General features: G+C 63.2%; 19 protein-coding genes. 14 read left to right on the plus strand and 5 right to left on the minus strand.

The features are described from left to right. Positions 1-4 precede the first annotated feature (4 nt). Positions 5-919: an ABC transporter permease gene (locus PZL22_RS04585; protein ID WP_003532054.1), complete on the minus strand. Its 915-nt coding sequence runs from the start codon at positions 917-919 to the stop codon at positions 5-7. 85 nt (positions 920-1,004) lie between these two features. Continuing rightward, a complete protein-coding gene (locus PZL22_RS04590; protein ID WP_013850154.1) occupies positions 1,005-2,504 on the minus strand; it encodes an ABC transporter substrate-binding protein in 1,500 nt (499 codons plus the stop codon). A 320-nt stretch (positions 2,505-2,824) separates the two neighbouring features. Here PZL22_RS04590 and PZL22_RS04595 point away from each other — a divergent pair, with 320 nt between their 5' ends. From PZL22_RS04595 to PZL22_RS04605, 3 genes are read left to right on the plus strand one after another with little or no spacing between them, the layout of a single operon-like run. After that, positions 2,825-4,012, plus strand: coding sequence for a sialidase family protein (locus tag PZL22_RS04595; RefSeq protein WP_284718190.1), 1,188 nt, complete (start codon positions 2,825-2,827; stop codon positions 4,010-4,012). Beyond that, positions 4,012-4,977 (plus strand): 4-hydroxythreonine-4-phosphate dehydrogenase PdxA, encoded by a 966-nt coding sequence (pdxA, locus tag PZL22_RS04600; protein ID WP_003532057.1) that lies wholly within the window; start codon positions 4,012-4,014, stop codon positions 4,975-4,977. Before PZL22_RS04595 ends, pdxA begins: the two co-directional genes overlap by 1 nt. Then, entirely contained in the window at positions 4,974-6,080 is a 1,107-nt protein-coding gene (locus PZL22_RS04605; RefSeq protein ID WP_003532058.1) for an iron-containing alcohol dehydrogenase family protein, read from the plus strand. Before pdxA ends, PZL22_RS04605 begins: the two co-directional genes overlap by 4 nt. A gap of 224 nt (positions 6,081-6,304) precedes the next feature. Here the strand turns inward: PZL22_RS04605 and PZL22_RS04610 are convergent, their stop codons facing one another. Both PZL22_RS04610 and PZL22_RS04615 read right to left on the minus strand, forming a co-directional pair. After that, positions 6,305-7,006, minus strand: coding sequence for a FadR/GntR family transcriptional regulator (locus tag PZL22_RS04610; protein ID WP_003532059.1), 702 nt, complete (start codon positions 7,004-7,006; stop codon positions 6,305-6,307). 3 nt (positions 7,007-7,009) lie between these two features. Further along, positions 7,010-8,041, minus strand: a complete 1,032-nt coding sequence (locus PZL22_RS04615) for a four-carbon acid sugar kinase family protein (protein ID WP_127517191.1) — start codon at positions 8,039-8,041, stop codon at positions 7,010-7,012. A 317-nt stretch (positions 8,042-8,358) separates the two neighbouring features. On the opposite strand from PZL22_RS04615, the gene PZL22_RS04620 reads away from it, so the two are divergent. The 4 genes from PZL22_RS04620 to PZL22_RS04635 all read left to right on the plus strand — a co-directional run bounded on the left by PZL22_RS04620 (position 8,359) and on the right by PZL22_RS04635 (position 13,320). Continuing rightward, on the plus strand, positions 8,359-9,198 hold the full coding sequence (locus PZL22_RS04620; RefSeq protein WP_010975064.1) for an inositol monophosphatase family protein: 840 nt from the start codon (positions 8,359-8,361) through the stop codon (positions 9,196-9,198). 65 nt (positions 9,199-9,263) lie between these two features. Further along, on the plus strand, positions 9,264-9,881 hold the full coding sequence (locus tag PZL22_RS04625) for a dual specificity protein phosphatase family protein (protein WP_284718191.1): 618 nt from the start codon (positions 9,264-9,266) through the stop codon (positions 9,879-9,881). After that, positions 9,875-11,593 carry a metallophosphoesterase family protein gene (locus tag PZL22_RS04630; protein ID WP_284718192.1) on the plus strand — a complete coding sequence of 573 codons (1,719 nt, stop codon included), beginning with the start codon at positions 9,875-9,877 and terminating at the stop codon, positions 11,591-11,593. Before PZL22_RS04625 ends, PZL22_RS04630 begins: the two co-directional genes overlap by 7 nt. 83 nt (positions 11,594-11,676) lie before the next feature. Then, on the plus strand, positions 11,677-13,320 hold the full coding sequence (locus tag PZL22_RS04635) for a Na/Pi cotransporter family protein (RefSeq protein WP_284718193.1): 1,644 nt from the start codon (positions 11,677-11,679) through the stop codon (positions 13,318-13,320). Positions 13,321-13,370: 50 nt separating this feature from the next. Here the strand turns inward: PZL22_RS04635 and PZL22_RS04640 are convergent, their stop codons facing one another. After that, complete coding sequence (locus PZL22_RS04640; RefSeq protein WP_003532065.1) at positions 13,371-14,357, minus strand: LacI family DNA-binding transcriptional regulator; 987 nt, start codon at positions 14,355-14,357, stop codon at positions 13,371-13,373. Positions 14,358-14,867: 510 nt separating this feature from the next. Here PZL22_RS04640 and PZL22_RS04645 point away from each other — a divergent pair. The 7 genes from PZL22_RS04645 to PZL22_RS04675 all read left to right on the plus strand — a co-directional run bounded on the left by PZL22_RS04645 (position 14,868) and on the right by PZL22_RS04675 (position 22,156). After that, positions 14,868-16,718: an ABC transporter permease gene (locus PZL22_RS04645; protein WP_015008681.1), complete on the plus strand. Its 1,851-nt coding sequence runs from the start codon at positions 14,868-14,870 to the stop codon at positions 16,716-16,718. Continuing rightward, a complete protein-coding gene (locus PZL22_RS04650; protein WP_003532068.1) occupies positions 16,718-17,851 on the plus strand; it encodes an ABC transporter ATP-binding protein in 1,134 nt (377 codons plus the stop codon). The genes PZL22_RS04645 and PZL22_RS04650 overlap by 1 nt, the downstream gene beginning before the upstream one ends. A 41-nt stretch (positions 17,852-17,892) precedes the next feature. Continuing rightward, positions 17,893-19,017, plus strand: a complete 1,125-nt coding sequence (locus PZL22_RS04655) for an ABC transporter substrate-binding protein (protein WP_003532070.1) — start codon at positions 17,893-17,895, stop codon at positions 19,015-19,017. 22 nt (positions 19,018-19,039) lie between these two features. Next, the gene (locus PZL22_RS04660) at positions 19,040-20,170 is read left to right on the plus strand and encodes an ABC transporter substrate-binding protein (RefSeq protein ID WP_033048927.1); all 1,131 of its coding nucleotides are present in this window, start codon (positions 19,040-19,042) and stop codon (positions 20,168-20,170) included. A 54-nt stretch (positions 20,171-20,224) separates the two neighbouring features. Beyond that, complete coding sequence (locus PZL22_RS04665; RefSeq protein WP_127613940.1) at positions 20,225-21,109, plus strand: inositol monophosphatase family protein; 885 nt, start codon at positions 20,225-20,227, stop codon at positions 21,107-21,109. Positions 21,110-21,170: 61 nt separating this feature from the next. Further along, positions 21,171-21,788: a dual specificity protein phosphatase family protein gene (locus tag PZL22_RS04670; RefSeq protein WP_003532076.1), complete on the plus strand. Its 618-nt coding sequence runs from the start codon at positions 21,171-21,173 to the stop codon at positions 21,786-21,788. Next, on the plus strand, positions 21,788-22,156 hold the full coding sequence (locus PZL22_RS04675) for a MurR/RpiR family transcriptional regulator (protein ID WP_284718491.1): 369 nt from the start codon (positions 21,788-21,790) through the stop codon (positions 22,154-22,156). Before PZL22_RS04670 ends, PZL22_RS04675 begins: the two co-directional genes overlap by 1 nt. Positions 22,157-22,239 lie beyond the last annotated feature (83 nt).

Raw genomic sequence — 22,239 nt, forward strand, 5'->3', positions numbered from 1 at the left:
CTCCTCAATGCCGGATGCGCGGATCGAGCAGCGCATAGGCGAGGTCGATCAGCACATTCATGAGGAAGATCGCAATGGCCGTGACGAGGATCGCCGCCAGCACCACGTTGAAATCGCGCTGCAGGATGGAATCGATCATGAGCTTGCCGACGCCGGGAAAGCCGAAGATAGTCTCGACCACGACCGCACCGTTCAGCAGGCTCGCCGCCTGGTCGCCGACCACGGTGATGACGGGCAGCATCGCATTGCGCAGTGCGTGGATGAAGATGATCGGCCCGGACTTCACGCCCTTGGCCCGCGCGGTCTTCACATAGGCTGAGGAAAGCGCGCTGACCATGGAACCGCGAACCACCTGGACGATGATGCCGAAGGGGCGGACGAAGAGAACCGCGATCGGCAGGATCCAGTGCACGACCGATCCGGTGCCGGATGTCGGCAGGATCGCGAAGTTGATCGAGAAGATGACGATGGCGACGATCGCCAGCCAGAAATCCGGGACGGACGCACCGATGAGCGAGACCATCGAGGACAGCCGGTCGAAGAAGCCGCCGGAGCGGAAGGCGCCCAGCGAGCCGACGACGATCGCCGCTCCCGTGACGAGCGTCATCGTGATGACGGCAAGCCAGAGTGTCCAGGTGAAGGCTTCGAGGACGACATCGAGCGCAGGGCGGGCCTTGCGCAGGGATTCGCCGAGGTCGCCGGTGACGACATCGCCCACATAGCGCGCGAACTGGACGAGGATCGGATCGTTCAGTCCGTGCAGCTCGCGGAACTGCTCCTTCATCTCGGCGGAGGCTTCGACGGGCAGAAACAGGGCCGCCGGGTCGCCGGTCATCCGGGACAGGAAGAATACCATGACGATCAGGCCGATGAGCGAGATCAGGCTTGCGAGCGCACGTTGGCGGATGAATCTGAGCATGGCAGCCCTCGATTTTGCATGAGGCGGCGGGGGTCCCGCCGCCGGAAGGTCTTCATTTCGAATGGCCGCTCGTCCGCGGTTCAGATCATTTGATCTTGATCTCGGAGAGCTGCAGCATGGAATTCGTCGCCATCGTGGGCTTGAAGTCCAATCGCTCGGACACCCGCGAGAAACCGACCATGTGGAACAGCAGCACGTCTGCCACCACCTCGTCATGGACATAGGCGATGACCTCGGACCAGAGCTTGGCGCGTTCGTCGCCGACGGCTGCCGAGGCACGGGCGATCAGGTCGTCGACCTTCGGATCGGAGAAGCCCGACTGCGTGCCTTCGGAGTCGTATTTGAAGAACATCGAGAAGGAGGGGTCACCCTTCGAGTTGTCGTGCATCGCCGCAACCAGCTGGGGACCGCGCCCTTCCTTGAAAGGCTTCGAATAATAGACTTCGTGCTCGGCGACTTCTACGAATTTGAGCTCGACCTTGAGCCCGACCTCCTGCAACTGCGCCTGGATGGCCTCCATGATCTCGGTCACGTTCGGAAAGTTCGCCGTGCGCGCGATGATGGTGATCGGCGTGTCTACCTTGACGCCATCGGCCTTGGCCTCCTCGATGAGCTTCTTGGCCTGCTCGGGATCGTAGGGGAAGACCTTCACGTCGGGGTTCCAGCCGAGCGTCGGCGGCGGAACGATCGCGGTGGCGAGGACGGCACTGTCAGGCACCAGCGTACCGAGGAAGGCTTCGCGGTCGATCGCAAGGTTCAGAGCGCGACGGATGCGGACGTCGTTCAACGGCTCGATATTGTGGTCGATGCGCAGATAGACGGTTTCGCTGTCGAGATAAGAGAAGTCGGTGGCCGGGTTGGTCGCCTCGGTCTGCGAGATCGACGGGGAAAGGTCGGCTTCACCCGTCTGGACCATCGCGGCGCGGACCGCAGGATCGGCGCGGAACAGATAGGTGGCCTCGGTGACCTCGGGCTTTTCGCCCCAGTAGTCGTCCCGGGCGGAAAGCACGATCTGCTGTCCGGGCGTCCAGTCGGTCAGCTTGTAGGGGCCGGTGCCGACGGGCTCGCGCACGAATTCCATCGGCGTCTCTTCCGGCACGATCGTCAGCAACGACAGGAGCAGCGGCAGGATCGGCTGGACCGGATCGACCGTGAAATCTACGGTCGTGTCGTCGACGACGTCGATCTTGATGTTCATGCCGCCGAAATAGCGGCGCGACTCGCAGGCATTCTTGTCGCTCATCACGCGGTCGAAGCTGTACTTGACGTCCTTGGCGTTGAAGTCCGTGCCGTCGGAGAACTTCACGCCCTTGCGCAGATTGAAGCGCCAGCTGCCATCCTCCTTCTGCTCCCAGCTTTCCGCCAGACGAGGCATCAGGCCCTTGCCCTCGCGAACGTCGAGCTCGGTCAGAGTCTCGCTGACGTTTTGCATGATGATGCGGCCGATATTCGAGCGCGTGGCCATGCAGGGTTCAAGCAGGTCCGCCTCCTCCGGCAGAACGATCTTGACCGGCCCGGATGCCGCGAAGGCCGGGGCGAGCGCGGAGCCCAGCATGAGGGCTCCCATAATCAGTGTTCTTTTCATTTGCATTCTCCTCCCTCTAGGATCTCGTGTGTGGCGCGGCGACCTTCGTGCGCCTCTCTCCATGCAGGTATTAGCGGCAATCAGCCTCCTCGCCGCTAAGCGCCCTTCTGCCGCCGAATTGTCCAGACCATCCGATTTCTCAGCAAGTTTGTCAAATTGTTTTCGCCGATATTCCGGGATGAAAAATTTTGATCTCGAAACTAAGTAGCAAAAACAATATGTTGGTAGCACATACGCCCGGGCTTGAACGCGCTGCAGACAAATAGAAAACTTGACAACTTTCGAAATTCCGCGATTGTCCAATGCATGAGGAGGCTTTCATGACGCCTGACGAAATCGCAAACGCAATGACCGGCAAGCTCCGGGAGACCGGGGGAGGGCGATTGGAATCGCTCCTGCCCTCGCCCATGGTGCAGAACCACGCAGCCTTTCTGCACAGGCTCGAGGACGGAAGTCTCGTCTGTGCCTGGTTCGGTGGGACGCTCGAGGGAAAATCCGACATTTCGATCTTCGCGTCGGTGCTCGCGCCAGGCGCCGCGCAATGGGGCGAGCCGCAGCGGCTGAGCTTCGATGCCGAGCACTCAGAGCAGAACCCGGTGCTGTTCACGGCGCCCGACGGGCGGCTCTGGCTTTTCCACACGTCGCAGCCTTCGGGCAACCAGGACGAATGCCGCATCCGTATGGCCGCAATCGAGAGGGATGCCGCTGATCCGACGAGGCTTGCCGCTTCCGAGGGGCGCTATCTCGACCTGCCGCGCGGCTGCTTTATCCGCGCGCCGCTGGTCATCAGAGATGACGGGGCCTGGCTTCTGCCGATCTTTCGCTGCATCCAGCGCCCCGGCCAGAAGTGGAACGGCAGCCACGACAATGCGGCCGTCGGCGTCTCGATCGATGGCGGCCGAAGCTGGCAGCTCGCCGATCTCAACGGCTCGATCGGTTGCGTGCACATGAGCCCGGTGCGCGTCGGCGACACCGGCTACGCCGCTTTCTTCCGCCGCCGCCAAGCGGACCAGGTCTATCGCGTCGAGAGCGTAGACGGCGGGCGGACGTGGAGCCTGCCGGCGCCGACCGACGTGCCGAACAACAATTCCTCCATCGCGGTCGTCAGGCTCAGGGACGGCCGGCTGGCGATGATCTGCAATCCGGTGAATGCGGCCCTTTCGGCCGACCGGCGCGCATCGCTTTACGACGAGCTCGGAGACGACGACGGCCGGCCCGATGCCGATCCTTCAGGCGGCTGCGTGCCGATCTGGGGCGTGCCGCGGGCGCCGGTGAGCGTCTGCCTGTCGGCCGACGACGGCCGGACCTTCCCCGATCGTACCGCGATCGAGGACGGACCGGGGACCTGCCTTTCCAACAATTCGACCGATGGACACAACAAGGAGATGTCTTATCCGTGGCTCCTGGAAGGGGACGACGGCAGCCTGCACGTCGCCTACACCTACCATCGGCGGGCAATCAAATATGTCCGTCTGCCGCCCGGGTGGGCCGACGAGGGGAGAAACTGATGAGCAAGATTATCGGCATCACCATGGGCGATCCCTGTGGCGTCGGACCGGAGATCACGGTCCGATCGCTTGCTGAGATGTCGGCTGCTGACCGGGAGGCGACCCGTATCTACGGCAACCTCGCGACGCTCGAGGCTGCAAGGGAGGCGCTTGGTCTCTCGGTCGATCTTCAGCCCTATGTCGTCGACCTTACGGTCGAGGGCGCGCCGCTCCCCTGGGGTAGCCTTTCGGCAGTGGCAGGCGACGCAGCCTTCCGGTTCATCGAGCGCGCGGTACGCGATGCCGAGGCCGGCAACATCGGCTGCATCGTCACGGCGCCGATCAACAAGGAAGCACTCAATATGGCAGGCCACCATTACGACGGCCATACCGGCATGCTGCGCAGCCTGACCGGATCGAGCGCCGCCTATATGCTGCTTGCCTCCGAGCGCCTCAAGGTCATTCACGTCTCGACCCATGTGTCGCTCAAGGAGGCGATCGGCCGCGCCACCACCGAGCGGGTCCTTGCCACGATCCGCGCCGGCAACGCGCACCTGAAGCGCATCGGCTACGAGCACCCGCGCATCGCGGTCGCCGGCATCAACCCGCATTGCGGCGAGAACGGCCTGTTCGGCACGGAAGACGATGATCAGATCGGGCCTGCGGTGGCGGCCGCGCGTGAAGAAGGCATCGACGTGCAGGGGCCGATCTCTGCCGATACCGTGTTCCATCGCGCCTATTCGGGAGGCTTCGATCTGGTCGTCGCGCAATATCACGACCAGGGTCATATCCCGATCAAGCTGGTCGCCTTCGATACGGCGGTCAACGTATCCGTAGATCTTCCGATCGACCGCACCTCCGTCGATCACGGGACTGCCTTCGATATTGCCGGAAAGGGTATCGCCAATCACGGCAACCTGAATTCCGCGATCGCCTATGCGCGCAAGCTCGTGGCCGGTCAGGCAAGCAGAAAGGCAGCGTCATGATTACGATCCATCAGCCGCGCCGGCTCGTCGTCGGCGCCGGAAGCCGCGGCGAAGTCGGCGCGTGGGCCGGTCAGACCGGCTCCACCCTGGTCATTGCGACGCCGGTCACGTCCGGCTTTGCCGACAGCCTGAAGCTCTCGGGCAAGGTCACCTTATTCGACGCCATCCCCGGCGAACCGGATATCACGACGCTCGAGGCGGCGCTTGAAGCCGCGCGGAACGCTCGCCCGGATCTGATCGTCGGTCTTGGCGGCGGCTCGGTGATGGATGTAGCCAAGCTGGTCGCGGTACTCTGGGACTCCGGGCAATCGCTCGCCGATGTCGCCGGACCCAATCGCGTGGCCGGCCGCAACACGCGCCTTGCGCAGGTCGCGACGACCGCCGGCACGGGTTCTGAGGCCGGGATCCGTTCGCTGATCACCGACCCGGGCAAGGGCAGCAAGATCGCGGTCGAAAGCCCGCACATGATCGCCGACCTCGCCGTGCTCGATCCGGAACTCACCTACAGCGTGCCGCCTGCGGTCACCGCGGCGACCGGCGTGGATGCCATGGCCCATTGCGTCGAGGCCTTCACCAACCGCAAAGCCCATACGATGATCGACGGCTTCGCCCGCATGGGGTTCAACCTCGTCGGCAAATATCTCGCCCGTGCCGTGCGCGACGGCGAAGATACCGAGGCGCGCGAGGGCATGATGCTGGCTTCCTATTACGGCGGCATATGCCTCGGCCCCGTCAACACCGCGGCCGGGCACGCCATCTCCTATCCGCTCGGCACGCTCTTGCATCTGCCGCACGGTCTCGCCAATGCGATCATCTTTCCGCATGTGCTCGCCTTCAACCAGCCGTCCGCTGCGGCAAAGACGGCGGAAGTCGCGGATGCCCTCGGGCTCGGGCAGGGTCTCTCGCAACGTGATCTGCTGTCGGCCGCGAAAGATTTCTGCGCCGGCCTCGGCATAGAGATGTCTCTGGCCGTCAATGGCGCGAAGGCGGCCGACCTGCCGCGCTTTGCCGCGGATGCGCATGCGATCCGGCGGCTGATGGACAACAATCCGGTCGACATGAGCGAGGCCGATGTGCTGGAGATCTACCGGGCGGCGTTCTAAGACCTGTTGAGATTCGGGATACCCGCCGCGGCTCATCCCTGTGTTCGTCACAGGGATCCAGCCAGACCAAGTCCTTGGGCTGAAAGAACTCTTCCCCGCGCCGCAGATGCGGCGCGGTTCTCATCTCTGTGACAAGCACAAAGATGAGGAGAAGAGGAGGGGCCTTAATTCAAGCAGCGCGGGACGGGGGTATTTCTCTCCTTCTCCTCGGGCCGCCCTGGCCTCTACTGCGACGCGAGGAACAGGCGGTCGCGCGACCCCGTCAGGTGCTTCAGCATCAGCATGCGGGCCTCTTCGGCACTGCCGGCGGCAATGGCATCTGCGATCGCCTCGTGTTCGGCGAAAACCCTGGATAGGCCGCTTGCCTCGCGCTTCACCGAGATGCCATGGAACTTCATGCCCACGGCGATGTGCTCCTTCAGTGCCTCCATGGCGGTCGAGAAGTAGCTGTTCTGGGCCGCACGGGCGATCGCAAGATGGAACTGGAAGTCGGCATCTTCCCGGTGGGACTGCCGGTTGGTGGCGTCGCGCAGCAGTTCGAGTGCCCGGCGGATCGATGCGAGGCTCGTCTCGTCGTGCCGGAGCGCCGCCGCGGCTGCGGCTGCGGGTTCCAGCGTCAGGCGGAATTCATAGCAGTTCAGGAGATCGGCGACGTTTTCCAGTTGACCGAAGCCGAGCGGCTCGCGAAGGCCCACGGCTCTCACGAAACTGCCCGCGCCGCGCCGGGAATAGATGAGCCCCTGGTCCCGGAGGCGCTTTAATGCCTCCCGCACGATGGGCCGGGATACCTCGAACTCCGTCGCCAGCTCATGCTCCGTCGGCAGACGCTCGTCCGGCTTGTAGGCGCCGGACTTGATCGCTCGGTGCATTCTTTCGAACACGATGTCGGGCAGGCCCTTGCGGGGGGTCCCTTCCTGCAGTCCCATCGTCTATCTCGCCTCCCCCATTATTTGCCTTGCGATGTCGCTCAGCGTGTCCGGCCCGCCGAAGCCGCCGGACTTCGTGATGATATAGCGGCCATCGGCAAAGGCCAGCGCGATCCCGGGCATGCATTCGCCCAGAAGGCGGAATCGGGAAACGCCCATCCGTTCCAGCACTGCCTCGGCTGTCGCACCACCTGTAAGAAGCAGGGTCGCGGCCCCGCCGGTGAAAGCCGGAACGACGCTATCGGCTAGGTTGGCGGAGACTTCGGCCGGGCCGAGCGGCGTTACGCCCTCGGTCGCCTGAATGATGGTCACCGTCCCGGTTGCGGGGGCGCTGGGCTGCTGCACCCTGCCTCCGGCTGCCGGGACATATTCGGTGGAATGGTTTTCCCGCAGCACGTCGACCTGCTCGACCGTGATCGGGTCGCGCGATCCGACGACGATCAGTATAGGTTGCCGGGGTAGCGGTATCAGCGGCAGCGTTTCGCTATCCGTCATTAGATGGGCAAGTGCATCGGCAAGCCCTCTCGCGCCGATCATGAGGTCGCAGCCGGCCGCCTCGGCGCTTGCCAAGGCGGCGAGCATGTCTGTGCGAGACATCGTATCCGGTATCAATGTCCGACCCGCATGTCGGCCAAACCTTTCGGCGACCGGGATCGGCGCTTCCACGCCGAACCCCCGGACATGGCCGTCCACCACGATGCGGCCGAAATCGGGGATAGCCGGCGCGACGACCGCGCAGGCAAAAGGGGTGGCGTCGAGCTCAGCTTCGATATTGCCCTTCAACCGTGAGTCGACTTTCTTAAAAATCCGCGCACTTTCAGGGATGTGCTTCAGGACGTCTGATGTCGCCTTGCGCGCCTCATCCGCGGAAACCTCGCGGGACTTCACGTTGACGACGAGAATGTCCGGTGCGTCCGCCAGTGCAGCATCCACGGAGTCCAGCGCGAGAGCGACTTCCGTACGAAGCCCGCGGCCCGCAAACGGGGCAGCTGAATCAAGAGCACCCGTCAGATCATCGGCGAGAATCACAAGCATGGGGAGACGCTGAAAATCCGATTGTTGTTATCTTACATGTTGTATTTTCTACATGTGTTGCAGGGATTTGCAAATTTAAATTTACAAATTTTTCTGGATGGTTTGCCGCAATGGAATGCATGGCACCGGAACGCGATCGCGTTACCGCGCTCGATGGATTGGCATGGGGTGGCATCCTCTGCCGGACCACTGAACTTGCGGAGCCACGCGCTCCTGCCTGGACGCCAACTCTTGCGGCAGTGGCTCTGCTCAGGGGTCTTGAACGCAATGAACACGTGTGCAATATTGCGCGCGTGTGCAATGAAGTGGAAGCGTCAGTGAGTCGACAGTCTTTTTCCGATGACCTCGATGGTCGAGCAGAACTTTGTCGCGAGGTCATTCGCTCTGCCGGCGCATTGATCCTGAAAGGATTTCAGGGCGAGGCGAGGCAGAATATTTCCATGAAGGGGCCTCAGGACTTCCTGACCGAGGTGGATGAGGCCTCCGAGGCCCATATACGCGAGGCGCTTGCCGCGCATTTTCCGGGAGACGGCTTCTTTGGCGAAGAGGGTGGGGGAGCGATAAGCGATCGGGTCTGGGTCGTCGATCCCATCGACGGCACCGCGAACTTCGCGCGGGGCATCCCGCATTTCTGCATCTCGATCGCCTTTGTCCAAAGCGGGTCGACCGAGATCGCCGCGATCTACAATCCGGCGCTGGACGAACTCTACTTCGCGCGCCGAGGCGCGGGCGCGACGCGTAATGGGGTTCCCATCCGGGTCGCTCAAACAATCCGCTTCGATGCTGCGTCGCTGGAAATGGGTTGGTCGATGCGCGTTCCGAACACGGCCTATCTCGGCGTCATGGAAGCGCTGCTCGGCATGGGCGCCAATGTTCGCCGCGCCGGTTCCGGCGCATTGGCGCTCGCTTACGTCGCTGATGGCCGCTTGGACGGCTATATTGAACTGCACATGAATTCCTGGGATTGCCTTGCCGGCCTACTGCTCGTGAGCGAGGCGGGCGGAGTCGTCTGCCCATATCTCGAGATCGGCAGCCTGGACGCCGGCGGCCCGGCTCTTGCCGTGGCGCCCGGCCTTGCATCGGACACGAGCCGTGCCTCGAACATACCCTTGGCCGCATGTGCGATGCCGGCGGACCGGCAGATTGCTCCAGCCTGACCAGCGCGCGGAACCGGCCGATCGTCTTGGAGACTGACGCGGCGTGGCCGCGAAAAGGAGACTGCATGGATGCACCTGTCCATACCCGACCGGCCATCAGCCTGATTGCCGAGGGATTGGGGCCGCACGGCTCCGCTCTCTACATCGGCGGCAGCGAAGGCGCGCGCGACCTGGGGCTTCTGCGACGAAACGGCATCACCGCCGTCGTCAATTGTGCCATCAACCTCGACATCAACTATGTCGAGGTGCCTTCCGACAAGGCGGGTGGCGAGCGCAGGGCGTCCGGGTTCGCGGCAATACGCTACTACAAGATCGGCATGATCGATGACGAGGGCAGCCCAGACACCATGATTCTGGGAGCCTATTACGTACTCGACGGTGCGCTTCGCCAGTCGATGCCGAAGCGGCCCACCTATCCGTTCCGGGACGGCGGAAACATTCTCGTCAACTGCCGCGGCGGACGAAGCCGTTCCGTCTCGCTCGTCGCACTCTTCCTGCACAAGCAGCAACCGAACCTTTACCCGACGCTTGACCATGCCGTGGCGGCGATCCGCGCGCGCAGGCAATTGATGCCGGACGAATGGTTCGAGACGCCCAAGCCGATGCTCTACGAGGCAGCAAGGAGAGCCTCCGTCTGGATCGACATGATCGAGCGCGAACGGCAGAAGGAGAGGCCATGTTGAAGCGCACCCGGCCGGCCGTCGCCGTAATCGCCGACGCGCATTTCCACGATCTCAAAGCGGATTTCGGCTTCGCCAGAGTGGAAGTTGAGGGTCGGGAAATCACCATGCGCAGCTGGGCGGATACCCGGCAATCCACACGCGTCTTCAACGAAAGCGCGGAAGCGTTTCTGGCGGCCCTTGCCGAGGTGCGCCGGCGCGGCATCCGACACGTCGTGCTGCTCGGGGACTATACGGACGACGGCCAGCGCGCCACCACGAGCGCTCTGCGGGACATTCTCCGTGAGCATGCCGATGCGTTCGACATCTCGTTCTATGCGCTTCCCGGCAATCACGACATCTTCGGGCCGCGGGGCAGGCATCACACAAAGCAATTCCTCGGCCGCGACGGCCGGGGCATTCTCGTCACCAGCGATGCGAACAGCGCGGGCAGCGGCGCTGCCGTCAGTGACCGCATGTATTGCGAAGGCTATCCGGCGGGCCTCGATCCGATGGCGGCCTTCGGCTATTTCCGCAGGTCCGAATATCTCCATTGGGAGACCCCGTTCGGCACCTCCGATGCGGTCGAAGACCGTCGATACGGGGTGGCCTCACCGGACGGCAGCAACCACTACGAGCTGATGGACGCATCCTATCTGGTCGAACCCGAGCCCGGCCTCTGGCTGCTGATGATCGATGCCAATGTCTTCGAGCCTGTGAACGGGACGTTTGAATGGGGTGAGGAAGCGGCTTTCATCGACAGCACCTCGGGCGGCTGGAACGCGATGATCCGCTGCAAGCCCTTTGTCGTCTCCTGGATCGCCGACGTCTGCGCACGGGCACGGAGGCTCGGGAAAACTCTGCTTGCCTTTTCGCACTATCCGGTGCTCGACCCTTTCGATGGTGCGACTGGCGCAGAGGCAGCGCTGTTCGGCGAGACCAACATCGCCCGGCGTACACCCAGAAAAGATGTCGAGCGGGCGTTGCTTGCGGCCGGACTGTCGCTCCATTTCAGCGGGCATCTTCATGTGGAAGGCGTCACGCGCCGCGGCAGCGGAGACCGGTCGCTGACCAATATCGCGGTCCCGTCGCTCGTCGCCTTTCCGCCGGCTCTCAAGATCGCGCATCCGGGAGAGGGGAGCGTCGTCGTGGAGACGGTGGAGCTGTCCGGACTGCCTGCCGACCATCGGCTCCGCAGCGCCTATGAACGAGAAGTCGCGCTGCACGGCGAAGAGCCGGAGGCCGCCTTTTCGGTCTCCACTTACGGAGCCTTTCTCAGGGCACACAAGCGGGCACTGGTCAGTCACCGCTATTTTCCCGAGGAATGGCCGCCGGCAGTCGTCGAGCGCGTGGCAGACCTCACGCTCGAGGAGATCGCGTGCCTCTTCACCGAAGAGACCGCCGGCGGCGCGCCGATGCTTTCCGCTTTGGTGCACGCTTCGGCGATCGACATCGCCGAGCTGAGAAGCCTGCCGATGATCGAGCTCGTCGCCGATTGGTACTGTCTTCGGCAGGGGGCATCACTCGCTTTGCCGCATATCGAAAAATCGCGGCTGCCCCTCTATCGCTTTCTGGCCGAACGGTTCGGATGCGAGCCGAGGACCCGACACAGTTCGGTGAAAGGCTTCGTCGCCATATTCCTGGGAGCGTTGAGTCTGTTTCTGGACCGCGCGGAAAATGGTGAGGCGCAGATCGTCGTTGTCTCGAATCCCGTACGGCAGGACGCCCCCACGTGAGTGGCAGTCGGATGGGCTATGCCGCGCGGGAAGAGAGGCGCACCGTCGCGTCAACCGCGTTGGCAGGCAGCTAAGGTGGGCTCATGGAATCGGCCATTGTCGGGATCAATCTTTTCGGCGCGGTCGCGCTGCTGCTCTACGGACTGGCACAGGTCAAGGACGGCATGTCGAGGGCCTGGGGCGCGCGGCTGAGAACCGGCCTCGCCGCCGGCACGCGCGGCGGGCTGCGTTCGTTCGCTGCAGGATTCGTCGCCACAGTGGCCCTTCAGAGTTCGACTGCGACCGCACTCATGGTCGCCTCTTTCGTGGAAAAGGAGCTGATCGCGCCGGCGATGGCACAGGTCGTGTTGCTGGGCGCCAATGTCGGGACGGCCGCCACGGCCTGGATCGTGGCGCTCGGCCTCGGCTGGCTGTCGCCGCTGCTTATTCTCGCCGGAGTTGCCCTCGGACGAACGCGGTCCAGCGCGCGCAGCGGTGCCGGCAGCGCTGTCGTTGGCATCGGCCTCATGCTGTTGTCATTGCATCTGCTCGCAAACGCGACCGATCCGCTTCTGCAGTCGCCGGCACTCGGCGCCTTCCTCGCGATGCTCGACAATGCCTGGCCGGTGGCTTTGTTCTTCGCCGCCGCACTTGCGGTTCTCGCCTCCTCCAGTCTCGCCATCGTGGTGCTCATCCTGTCGCTGGCCTCTGCGGGCGGCATTTCGACCGCGCTCGTCGTCGTTCTTGTCCTCGGCGCCAACCTCGGCGGGGCCGTGCCGCCGGTGCTTGCGACGCTCGGCGCTTCCGCAGGCGCGCGGCGCGTAACGATCGGCAACCTCATCGTCCGGGCTATTGCTTGCGTCATCGCCCTGCCGCTGGCCGGCTATTGTGCGGAATTCATGGAGCTAGCACGGCTTTCGCCGCAAAAGCTCGCCGTCGATGCCCATCTTCTGTTCAACCTGGCCGTGGCGATGATCGCCTTTCCAGTGTCGCCTCTCCTTTACCGGCTCACGGCCAGCCTCATCCCGCAGGAGACCGAGAGCGACATCGGGCCACGCTATCTGGACATGGAGGCCCTCGCGAGACCCGTCGCCGCACTTGCCGGTGCCGGGCGCGAGGTCATGGCGGTGGGCGACCTGATCGAGGGCATGCTGGTGCGGGCCCTGGACGCGCTCAAAGGGAACGACCTCTCAATGCTTGCCGATATCAGCATGCTCGAAGGGCGGGTGGACCGGATCCAGCATGAGATCAAGCTCTACGTGTCGCGGGTCGGCAAGGACGATATGACGGAAGACGACCACCGCCGGGCCCGGCATATCGTAGACTATGCCATCAACCTCGAGCATATCGGCGATATCATTGAGAAGGGGCTGCATCCCGAGATCGCAAAAAAGATCAGCCTCGGCCTGCGCTTTTCGGAGGACGGTCAGGGCGAACTCGTAAGGCTCTTCGCGATCACGCTCGACAACATGCGCATGGCTCAGGCTGTTTTCGCGACTGGCGACGCGGAGCTGGCGCGGCGTCTCGTGGAGGTGAAGGAAGAGGTGCGCCGGCTCGAGAAGCAATCGGCGGAATGCCATCTGCAGCGCCTGCGCGAAGGGCGGCTGGACAGCATGCAGACGAGTTCGCTGCATCTCGACATGCTGCGCGACCTGAAGCGGATCAATGCCCATGTCGCCTCGGTCGCCCACCCGATCCTCGACGACAGGGGCCTCCTGATCGAGAGCCGCATCCGCCAGCCCGTCTGAAGCCGGAAAAGTGTACAGCGGTTTTCCGTCCTGAAGTGGGTTTTCGACACCTAGCGCGCCGTCTGCCGCTCCACCAAGGTCACCGGCACGACTTGCATCCGGGTTTCCGGTTCGTCGCTGTCCAGAGCTGAAAGTACCTTTTCCGTCAGGGCCTGAAAGGATTGGGCAACCGTCGTGAGCCCGTAGCTTTTCCAACCGGCCTGCGGGATGTCGTCGAAGCCGACGATCGAGACGTCCTGCGGTACCCGCCGGTTCATTTCCAGCCGCGCCGCATCGAGGAAGCCGAGCGCCAAAAGGTCGGTCACGCAGAAGGCGCCGTCGATCGCCTTGTCGACCAGAAGCTCACGCCCCGCCTGCACCCCGGACTCGTAGCTCGTCGGACCGCCCGACCAGGCGACGACGTCCACCCCCTCGGCCTGCATTCGCTGCGTGAACGCTTTCGCCCGGCGCAACTGGGCGGGGGTCTGGCTGCCGCTCGTGACGACGGCGACCTTTTTGCACCTCGACTCTATCAGCCGCAGTGCCGCGAGGTCGGCGCCGTGGGAATCGTCGCTCAGCACCATGTTCGTATCCGTGCGGTCGAGACGCTGGTTGATGAGGATGAGACGCACGCCATTGGCGATGCATTCATCGACGATCGAGGCGGGCGGCTCGCCGGAGAGAACGACGATCGCCTGGGCGCGAAACTCGAACAGAAGCTCGATCAGAGGGGCTATGTCCTGGCGGGCGTCGGCGGCATTCAGAAGGAGGCATTGCTTGCCCTGGCGCAAGAGCCCGATGCTCAGCAGGTCCAGCTGCTTGGAAATGAAGGGCGAGGAGAGATTGGCGCCGACGACGCCGATCAGGTTGGAGCGGTCATTGTTCAAGACCTGGGCCAGCCGATTGACGCGATAGCCCAGCTCGCGGGCAGCCTTTAGGACCTTGCGCCGGACCGTCTTCGAGACGCTGGCACCGGGGGTGAAGGTACGCGATACCGCCGAGCGCGAGACGCCCGCACGCTTTGCGACCTCCTCGGCCGTCACAAAAGTCCTCGCCATCCGTCCTCCTTTCGGCATCGATCAGCCCTCTACCAGAGGCCATGAACCGCGAAAAGTTCCAAGCGGAAAATTGCGCGGGCCGCGGCCGGTCGGCTCTCATTCCCAGCTGTCTTTCCTGGACCCCGGCAGCCACACCGGGCCTGTTCCGGACCGGTAACGCAACTGAACACGTGTGCGTATCAAAAAGACGTAGCAAATACAAGATGATAGATGATTGCTCACGTGTGCATTTTTCTGTTGACAAACGGACGGTCTGAATCGATCATACGTTCCATAAAGACGCGGATTTTGGAATTTTTATTCCGCCAACGGGCCGGACGAGATCGCGGTTTGTCTCAGTGAGAGGAGACGCCGCGACGCTGCTGCCGGCGACGTCACAGCAACGGCATGGCCCGGGAGGAACGGAGGCGGGCTGCCGGTGCCGTACAACAGGCGAGAGCTTTCGGCTTCAGCGCGCGGTGGCGGACATCGATGCCGGCGAAATAAGCATAAGCGGCCATGGGAGGAATAATGGCTCTTCTAAGTGAACCGGCAAAGGCGGCGGCGGCTGAAACCCGGTCTGCCGCGCCTTCGGCCTGGCAGGCATGGCGCTATCGGCTGAAGGTTGCCCTGCGTGAACCCACGACCCTGATCGGTGTTCTGACGGCGCTGCTGTTCACGTACCTGATCGTCGTTCCGATCATTTCCATCGTGCTCGACGCCGTTCGCGTGCAGTTCGGGCACGAGCGGCGCCTGAGCAAGGATGTCGGCGATCTCACGCTCTATTATCTCGACAGAGCGCTGTTCTCGCCGGTGTCGGCGGACCTGTTCTGGCGCCCGCTTTTCAACACGCTCTCCGTTGCCGTGGGCGCCATATCGCTCTCGCTGCTGGTCGGCACTGTGCTTGCCTGGCTCATAAGCCGAACGGACATGTTCGGGCGCCGCTGGTTCGCGACCGCGCTGATCGTGCCCTACATGCTGCCGGCCTGGACCTTCGCGCTCGCCTGGACGACGCTCTTCAAGAACCGTACGGTCGGCGGCCAGCCCGGATGGCTGGAAGCGACGGGGCTGACACCGCCCGACTGGCTCGCCTATGGCCGGTTTCCGATCACCATCATCCTCGCGCTGCACTACACGCCCTTCGTCATTCTCCTGTTCGGCTCGGCGCTCAGGCGCTTCGATTCCCAGCTCGAGGATTCGGCACGCATCCTCGGTGCCAAGCGCCACCAGGTGGCGCTGCAGATCATCCTGCCCCTGATGCGCCCGGCATTGCTCTCCTCGATGGTGCTCATCTTCGCCAAGTGCCTGGGAGAATTCGGCGTGCCCTATGTGCTTGGCCTGCCGGTCAAGTTCGAAGTTCTTTCGACGTCGCTCTTCCGCAGCATCGCCTCGCGCCAGACGGGCGTCGCCGGGGTAATCGCCGGCTCGATCATGCTGATAGGCATCATCACTCTGTGGATCGATGCGCGGCTGGTGCGCGAGGCTCGCCGGTTCGTCACGATTGGTTCGAAAGGGTCGATGAACCGGCAGAGCCGGCTTGGCCGCATGCGCCTGCCGGCGGCGGGATTCGCCGCCACGGTCTTTCTGTTGAGCGTGGGCTTGCCACTCCTCACTTTGTTGCTGTCGACGGTCATGAAGATGCCTGCGAGGTTTACGCTCGACAACTTCACGCTGGACTACTGGATCGGTCGTGATCTCGACACGATTGCCCTGAAGACCGGCATCCTTTTGAGCCCCGACCTCTGGGACGCTGCAAGGAACACGCTGACGATCGTCGGGATCGCCTCGGTAACCTCCGGCATTCTCGGCCTGCTGGTCGGCTACGTGGTCATCCGCACGCCGGTGCGCCTCCTGTCGGTCTATCTTCGGCAGGTGACCTTCCTGCCTTATCTGGTGCCCGGCATCGCCTTTGCTGCTGCCTATCTGTCGCTGTTCGCGGTTCCCCGCGGCCCATTGCCGGCGCTCTATGGCACGGTCATCATCCTCGTGCTGGCGCTCATCGCCGACCAGATGCCCTACGCCTCGCGCGCCGGCATCTCGGCCATGACGCAGCTCGGCAAGGACCCGGAGGAGGCAGCCCAGGTCGCGGGAGCCGGCTGGCTCAGGCGGATGATCTCGATCGTCATTCCGATCCAGAAGGGCTCGCTCGTGACCGGCGTGCTGCTGCCGTTCATCTCCGGGATCAAGGGGCTCAGCTTATTCGTCATCCTGGCGGTGCCGAGCACGGATGTGCTGACCACCTATTCGTTGCGGCTGGTCGACTATCACTACACGCAGGCCGCGAACGCCGTGGTGCTCATCATCGCTGCCATCGCCTATTGCGGCACGCTCATCGCCCAGAAGCTGACCCGCACAAATCTTGCAGAAGGACTTGGAAGCTGATGCCCACGATCAACCTGCGCGGTGCGCAGAAGAACTACGGCGTGAATTCCGCGAACGCCGTGTCCAACCTCGACCTCGAGATCCGCGACGGCGAATTCATGTGCCTTCTCGGCCCCTCGGGCTGCGGGAAGACCACGACGCTCAGAATGATTGCCGGACTCGAGAATCTGTCGGGCGGCGAAATCAGGATCGGCGAATGTGTGGTCGACTGCGTGGCCGGCGGGGTCTTTGTACCGCCGGAGAAGCGGGAGATGGGCCTCGTCTTCCAAAGTTATGCCTTGTGGCCGCATCTGACGATCGAGCGCAACACGGACTTCGGCCTCAGACTGCGGAAGCTCCCCAAAGCCGAAAGGGAGGAGCGCGTCGAGCGCATCATGCAGGCGCTCGATATCGCCAAATACCGGGACCGTTATCCGTCGCAACTGTCCGGCGGCCAGCAGCAGCGAGTGGCTCTTGCCCGCATGCTGGCGATCAACCCCGGCGTGCTGCTCCTCGACGAGCCGCTCTCCAATCTCGATGCGCGGTTGCGCCTGGAGATGCGGGCGGAGCTCAAGCGGCTACATAAGGAATTCAAGACGACCATCGTCTTCGTCACCCATGATCAATGGGAGGCGATGACGCTCGCGACGACCATCGCGGTCATGAATGAGGGGACTCTGCAGCAGATGGGCACGCCGAACGACATCTACGATCGTCCGGCGAACCGGTTCGTCGCAGAGTTTGTCGGCAGCCCCCCGATAAACATATTGACCTTCGGTCAGACGGGCACGTCCGACGTGGCCGACAAGGCGGACGCCTATCTTGCCGCCCGTTGTCCGCACCTCGCGGGGGTAGGCTCCGTCGGAATCCGCCCGGAGGCGATCGGCTATGCAACGCGGATCGAGGACGTGCCGAAGGGCAGCTTCTCCGGGGAGACGACCGTGACCGGCGTTCTGCCGACGGGGGGCAACTGGATCCTGGAGCTCAGGAGCGAGAGCCACACCCTGTTCCTGACGACCCATGTTCTGCCGCGGATCGAGCAGGGCGCCAGAGTGTTCTTCTTCGCGCCGCCGGAGGCGTTGCATGTCTTCGATACAGATGGCCGCCGGATTGCGGAGGCGGACGCGCGACTGAGAGGCCTAGCCTACAACTGACAACGACAACATCAGGAAAAACCTGCGGAGGGAGAAACAATATGAAGCGGAGTGTGAGAAGCGGCAGATTTTTGCTTTGCGCGACTGCGATGCTTTACGTGCTTGGTACCGGAACACGGGCGGAGGAGCCTTTCGATATCGACGCCCTCGTCGAGGCGGCCCGCAAGGAAAAGCCGATCACCGTCTATGACAGCACCGGCAAGATCGTCGAGATGGCCAAGAACTTCGCCGACAGATACGACGTCGGCGCGGAGGGCTCGAAGGTGAAGGCGTCGGCCCAGCTCGAGATGATCATCCGCGAGGCCCGGGCCAACAACATTCAGGGCGACGTCTCCATCATCAGCGACGCTCCGGCCGCCATGGCGCAGCTCATCCCGCAGGGATTTGCCGAGAGCTGGCTGCCCCCGGATCTCGCGGCGAACATCCCGGCGCAGTACCAGGACCCGTTGACGGTGGTTACCAGCGCCAATGTCTGGGCCTACAATACCGAACTCTTCGACAAGTGCCCGGTCACGAATATCTGGCAGCTGACCGAGCCCAAGTGGAAGGGCAAGGTCGCCATGCAGGATCCGCTCGGGAAGGCATCCTATGTCGACTGGTTCAACCAAATGGCCAAGCACGGCGACACAGAGGTCGCTGCCGCCTATAAGGCGCTCTACGGCAAGGACATCCAGACCGAGGAAGCAAGCGCGACCGCGGCCTGGGTCAAGGCGCTTGCCGCCAACGCGCCGCTCCTGACCGATGCGGACGCCGCCGCGGCCGATGCGGTCGGGGCGCCCGGCCAATCGGAACCCTTCATGGGACTGATGAGCTCCGCGAAGTTCCGCGACAATGCGGAAAAGGGCATGAAGCTCGGCCTCTGCAAGGACCTGAAGCCATGGGTCGGCTGGCTCTATCCGGGCGTCGGGCTGATCACCAAGGGCACGGACAGCCCAAATGCTGCGCGCCTCTTCATCCACTACGTCTTGACCGCCGAAGGGATCGCTCCCCAGGCCGTGGACGGCAAGATGTCGACCAACAGGGAAGTGGCTCTGCCGTCGGACGAACCGTCGGGAATCGCGACCGTTCTCGATCAGCTTCTGCCCTACAGCATGGAGACCAGCCTCGACGACTGGGACGCGCGTGAGACGTGGCAGGATTTCTGGCGCGTGAACTATCAGAAATAAAGGCCAGAAGCGGGAGGAAATGATGAGAATGCATATTCACAGAATAGGGCGGACGGCGGTGGCCGCGCTCGGAGTCGCAGCCGGAGTGATTTCGACAACGGCTGCTGCAGCAGACGGGTTCGACCTCGATCGCGTGATCGCGGCGGCAAAAAACGAAAAACCGATCACTATCTATGACAGCACCGGCAAGATCGTCGAGATGGCGGAAAATTTCAGCGCCAAGTACGGGTTGAAGGCGACCGGCATGAAGGTGTCGGCGAACAGCCAACTTGAAATGATCATCCGTGAGGCGCAGGCGGACAATGTGCAGGGCGACGTTGTCCTGATCACCGATGCACCGGCAGCCTTGGCGCAGCTCCTGCCGGAGGAATTCGTGCAGAGTTATCTGCCGGAGGACATGGCTGCCAAGATACCGGCGGAGTTTCGAAATCCGCTGGCGATTTCGACCAATGCCAATGTTTGGGCCTACAACACCGAAGCCTATGACAAATGCCCGGTTTCCAACATATGGGAACTGACGGAGCCGAAGTGGAAGGGCAAGGTCGCGCTCGTCGACCCGCTGACGAAGAGCACCTATACCGACTGGTTCAACCAGATGGAGGCGCATGGCGACGACAAGGTCGCCGCCGCCTACAAGGCGCATTTCGGCCAGGATTTGCAGACGGAAGAGAAAAGCGCATCCGCCGCCTGGATCAAGGCGTTGGCTGAGAACGCGCCGCTTGCGACGGACGGCGACGACCCCGTGGCCGAGGCCGTGGGCGCGCCGGGGCAGAAGGCGCCGTTCTTCGGTCTCCTGAGTTCGGCCAAGTTCCGCGACAACGAAGCAAAGGGCTACAAGCTCGGCATCTGCAAGGATCTCGACCCCTGGGTCGGCTGGACCTACGTCAAGCTCGGGCTGATTGCCTCCAAGACTGCGAGCCCGAACGCCGCCAGGCTCTTCGTCCACTATATCCTCACGGAGGAAGGCATCGCCCCGCAGATGAAGGACGGCAAGCTGCCGACCAACACCGACATCAAAATGCCCGCCGACGAGCCGTCCGGATTGATGGCCGTGTCCGATCGGCTCTTCGGGTACGATTCATCCACCGGCCTCAGCGATTTCGACCGACGCGAGGAGTGGCAGGACTTCTGGCGCGCCAATTACAGCAAGTGACTGTTCCGGCGCGGGCATCGCGCCGGGCTTTCCTCCAACAGACTGGGATATCCAATGCAGCAGAGTCCGCCTCCCGGGCCGATTATCGCCGATCGCCATGCCGTCGCTCTCTCGCAGCGCCTTGCGGAGACTGCGCGGGGAGCAGCCCTTGCGGTTCGCGCGCCCCTCCTCGAGGCGTTCCGCACCGAAATGGCGGTGGACTACAAGGTCGATCTGCACGACATCGTGACTGTCCACGACCGGCGGGCGGAGGCGATCATTCGCGCTTATATATTCGAGCACGAGCCGAACTCGTCGGTCATGGGCGAGGAGGGCGGCCAGACGGGCGACGGCGAGTTCCATTGGTATGTCGACCCGATCGACGGGACGGCGAATTTCGCTCGCGGGATTGCCTTCTGGTGCGTGTCGGTCGCCGTGGTCAGGGATGGGGCCGTGCTCGCCGGCGCCGTCTACGACCCGGTGGCGGACCTCATGTTCTCGGCGGATCTCGAAAACGCGGAGCTGAACGGCAAGGCACTCGCTTCGCGCGCCGCCGGTGACGAAAAGCGCGCCACTCTCATCACGGGCTACCCGGTTGCGCGTGATTTCCGGCTCGACGGCCGCGAGGCGGCGCTTGCCAATTTCGGAGCATTGACCGAAACCTTTTCGACGCTGCGCCGGCCCGGAAGCGCGGCACTCAGCATCGCCCATGTGGCGGCCGGATGGGCGGACGCCGCAGCCGGCTTCGGCGTCAACGCCTGGGACGTCGCCGCCGCAACGCTCATCCTCAAGAATGCCGGCGGGCGATACGAGCCGCTCACCCTCGGCAAGGTGGCGGTCGATGCCGCGGATTTCATGTGCCCGGGCTATATCGCCACCGGAAGGGGGGCGGATTATCCAACCCTCGAGCGGGTCGCCCGATCGATCTCGGCGTCCCGGATCGCAAAGGCCGGACAGTAGCAGGCGTTTCAACGCAGTCGGACACAGCGCGACGACCTGATGTCGGCGCCGGAGAAAAAGTATGCATTTTGAAACAGACCCGCAATCGATCGCCGCCGAACTTCCGAAGCTCAGCCTGATCTACGAGAAGCATCCGCTTTATGGCGTCGATCTCTTCATTAGCGGAAAGGAAGGCGCGAGCGATCTCGATCTCCTGCGCCGGAACGGCGTCACCACCGTGGTCAATTGCGCGGTCAACCTGGATTTCAACTATGTGCGGCAGGCGGACCTGGTATCCGATCACGAAGGCAGCGCCTACGGACCGGGGGAGATGCGCTATTACAAGATCGGCTTGATCGACGGCGCCGGCAACCCGGACACGCAGATGATCGCGGCCTATTACATTCTGCGTGCGGCGCTGGAGCAGATATTGCCAGACAAGCCGTCTTATCCGAGGCGGGACCGGGGCAACGTCCTCGTCAATTGCCGGGGAGGACGGTCGCGTTCGGTGATCGTCATGGCGCTGTTTCTGCACCTGACGCTCCCTTCGGAATTCGCTACGCTCGCTGCCGCAGTCACGCATATTCGCGAGCGCCGCCAACTCGCGCGCGCAGAGTGGTACAAGGCACCGAAATCCGTCCTGATCGAGGCCGCAGGCCGTGCGGCGGAGTGGGTGCGGTTGATCGAGAGTGTCCGTTGATGGCTTTGCCGCCCGCGACGGCCGACGAGGAAAAAGCCGATTGCAAGGCAATGAGCTGCCGATGCGGAAAAATGCCTCCCTCCAACCTTCGCGAACTCAAGGCCATGATCGCCAAGAAGCAGGTGGTCTTTCCCGGCGGACGCAAGCGCGTCATGCGCGCCATACTCGACCATCCCGAGATCATCGCCTTCGGCACGGCGACTTCGATAGCGAATGAGTGCGGTGTGTCCACTGCCACGGTCGTGCGTCTGGCGGGTCACCTCGGATTCGGGAAGTTCCGCGATTTCAAGAATCTGTTTCGCGATCATCTGAAAGAAACGCGCGCCTTACAGCAACGGATGCTCCGCTGGTGTCCTCGATCACGATGATCCCCGCGCCGTGCATGCCCAGCGCTTTTGGCCGGCGGCTGGCACATTCACGCGTTGACGGCTACATTAGCCCGCGCGTAAAC

This window comes from Ensifer meliloti (assembly GCF_030064585.1).
In the GTDB taxonomy this organism is placed as follows: domain Bacteria; phylum Pseudomonadota; class Alphaproteobacteria; order Rhizobiales; family Rhizobiaceae; genus Sinorhizobium; species Sinorhizobium meliloti.

Coding starts and splice junctions, on each gene's coding strand:
- PZL22_RS04585 (WP_003532054.1), bottom strand. CDS start 919: ATGCTCAGATTCATCCGCCAACGTGCGCTCGCAAGCCTGATCTCGCTC.
- PZL22_RS04590 (WP_013850154.1), bottom strand. CDS start 2,504: ATGAAAAGAACACTGATTATGGGAGCCCTCATGCTGGGCTCCGCGCTC.
- PZL22_RS04595 (WP_284718190.1), top strand. CDS start 2,825: ATGACGCCTGACGAAATCGCAAACGCAATGACCGGCAAGCTCCGGGAG.
- pdxA (WP_003532057.1), top strand. CDS start 4,012: ATGAGCAAGATTATCGGCATCACCATGGGCGATCCCTGTGGCGTCGGA.
- PZL22_RS04605 (WP_003532058.1), top strand. CDS start 4,974: ATGATTACGATCCATCAGCCGCGCCGGCTCGTCGTCGGCGCCGGAAGC.
- PZL22_RS04610 (WP_003532059.1), bottom strand. CDS start 7,006: ATGGGACTGCAGGAAGGGACCCCCCGCAAGGGCCTGCCCGACATCGTG.
- PZL22_RS04615 (WP_127517191.1), bottom strand. CDS start 8,041: ATGCTTGTGATTCTCGCCGATGATCTGACGGGTGCTCTTGATTCAGCT.
- PZL22_RS04625 (WP_284718191.1), top strand. CDS start 9,264: ATGGATGCACCTGTCCATACCCGACCGGCCATCAGCCTGATTGCCGAG.
- PZL22_RS04630 (WP_284718192.1), top strand. CDS start 9,875: ATGTTGAAGCGCACCCGGCCGGCCGTCGCCGTAATCGCCGACGCGCAT.
- PZL22_RS04635 (WP_284718193.1), top strand. CDS start 11,677: ATGGAATCGGCCATTGTCGGGATCAATCTTTTCGGCGCGGTCGCGCTG.
- PZL22_RS04640 (WP_003532065.1), bottom strand. CDS start 14,357: ATGGCGAGGACTTTTGTGACGGCCGAGGAGGTCGCAAAGCGTGCGGGC.
- PZL22_RS04645 (WP_015008681.1), top strand. CDS start 14,868: ATGGCTCTTCTAAGTGAACCGGCAAAGGCGGCGGCGGCTGAAACCCGG.
- PZL22_RS04650 (WP_003532068.1), top strand. CDS start 16,718: ATGCCCACGATCAACCTGCGCGGTGCGCAGAAGAACTACGGCGTGAAT.
- PZL22_RS04655 (WP_003532070.1), top strand. CDS start 17,893: ATGAAGCGGAGTGTGAGAAGCGGCAGATTTTTGCTTTGCGCGACTGCG.
- PZL22_RS04660 (WP_033048927.1), top strand. CDS start 19,040: ATGAGAATGCATATTCACAGAATAGGGCGGACGGCGGTGGCCGCGCTC.
- PZL22_RS04665 (WP_127613940.1), top strand. CDS start 20,225: ATGCAGCAGAGTCCGCCTCCCGGGCCGATTATCGCCGATCGCCATGCC.
- PZL22_RS04670 (WP_003532076.1), top strand. CDS start 21,171: ATGCATTTTGAAACAGACCCGCAATCGATCGCCGCCGAACTTCCGAAG.
- PZL22_RS04675 (WP_284718491.1), top strand. CDS start 21,788: ATGGCTTTGCCGCCCGCGACGGCCGACGAGGAAAAAGCCGATTGCAAG.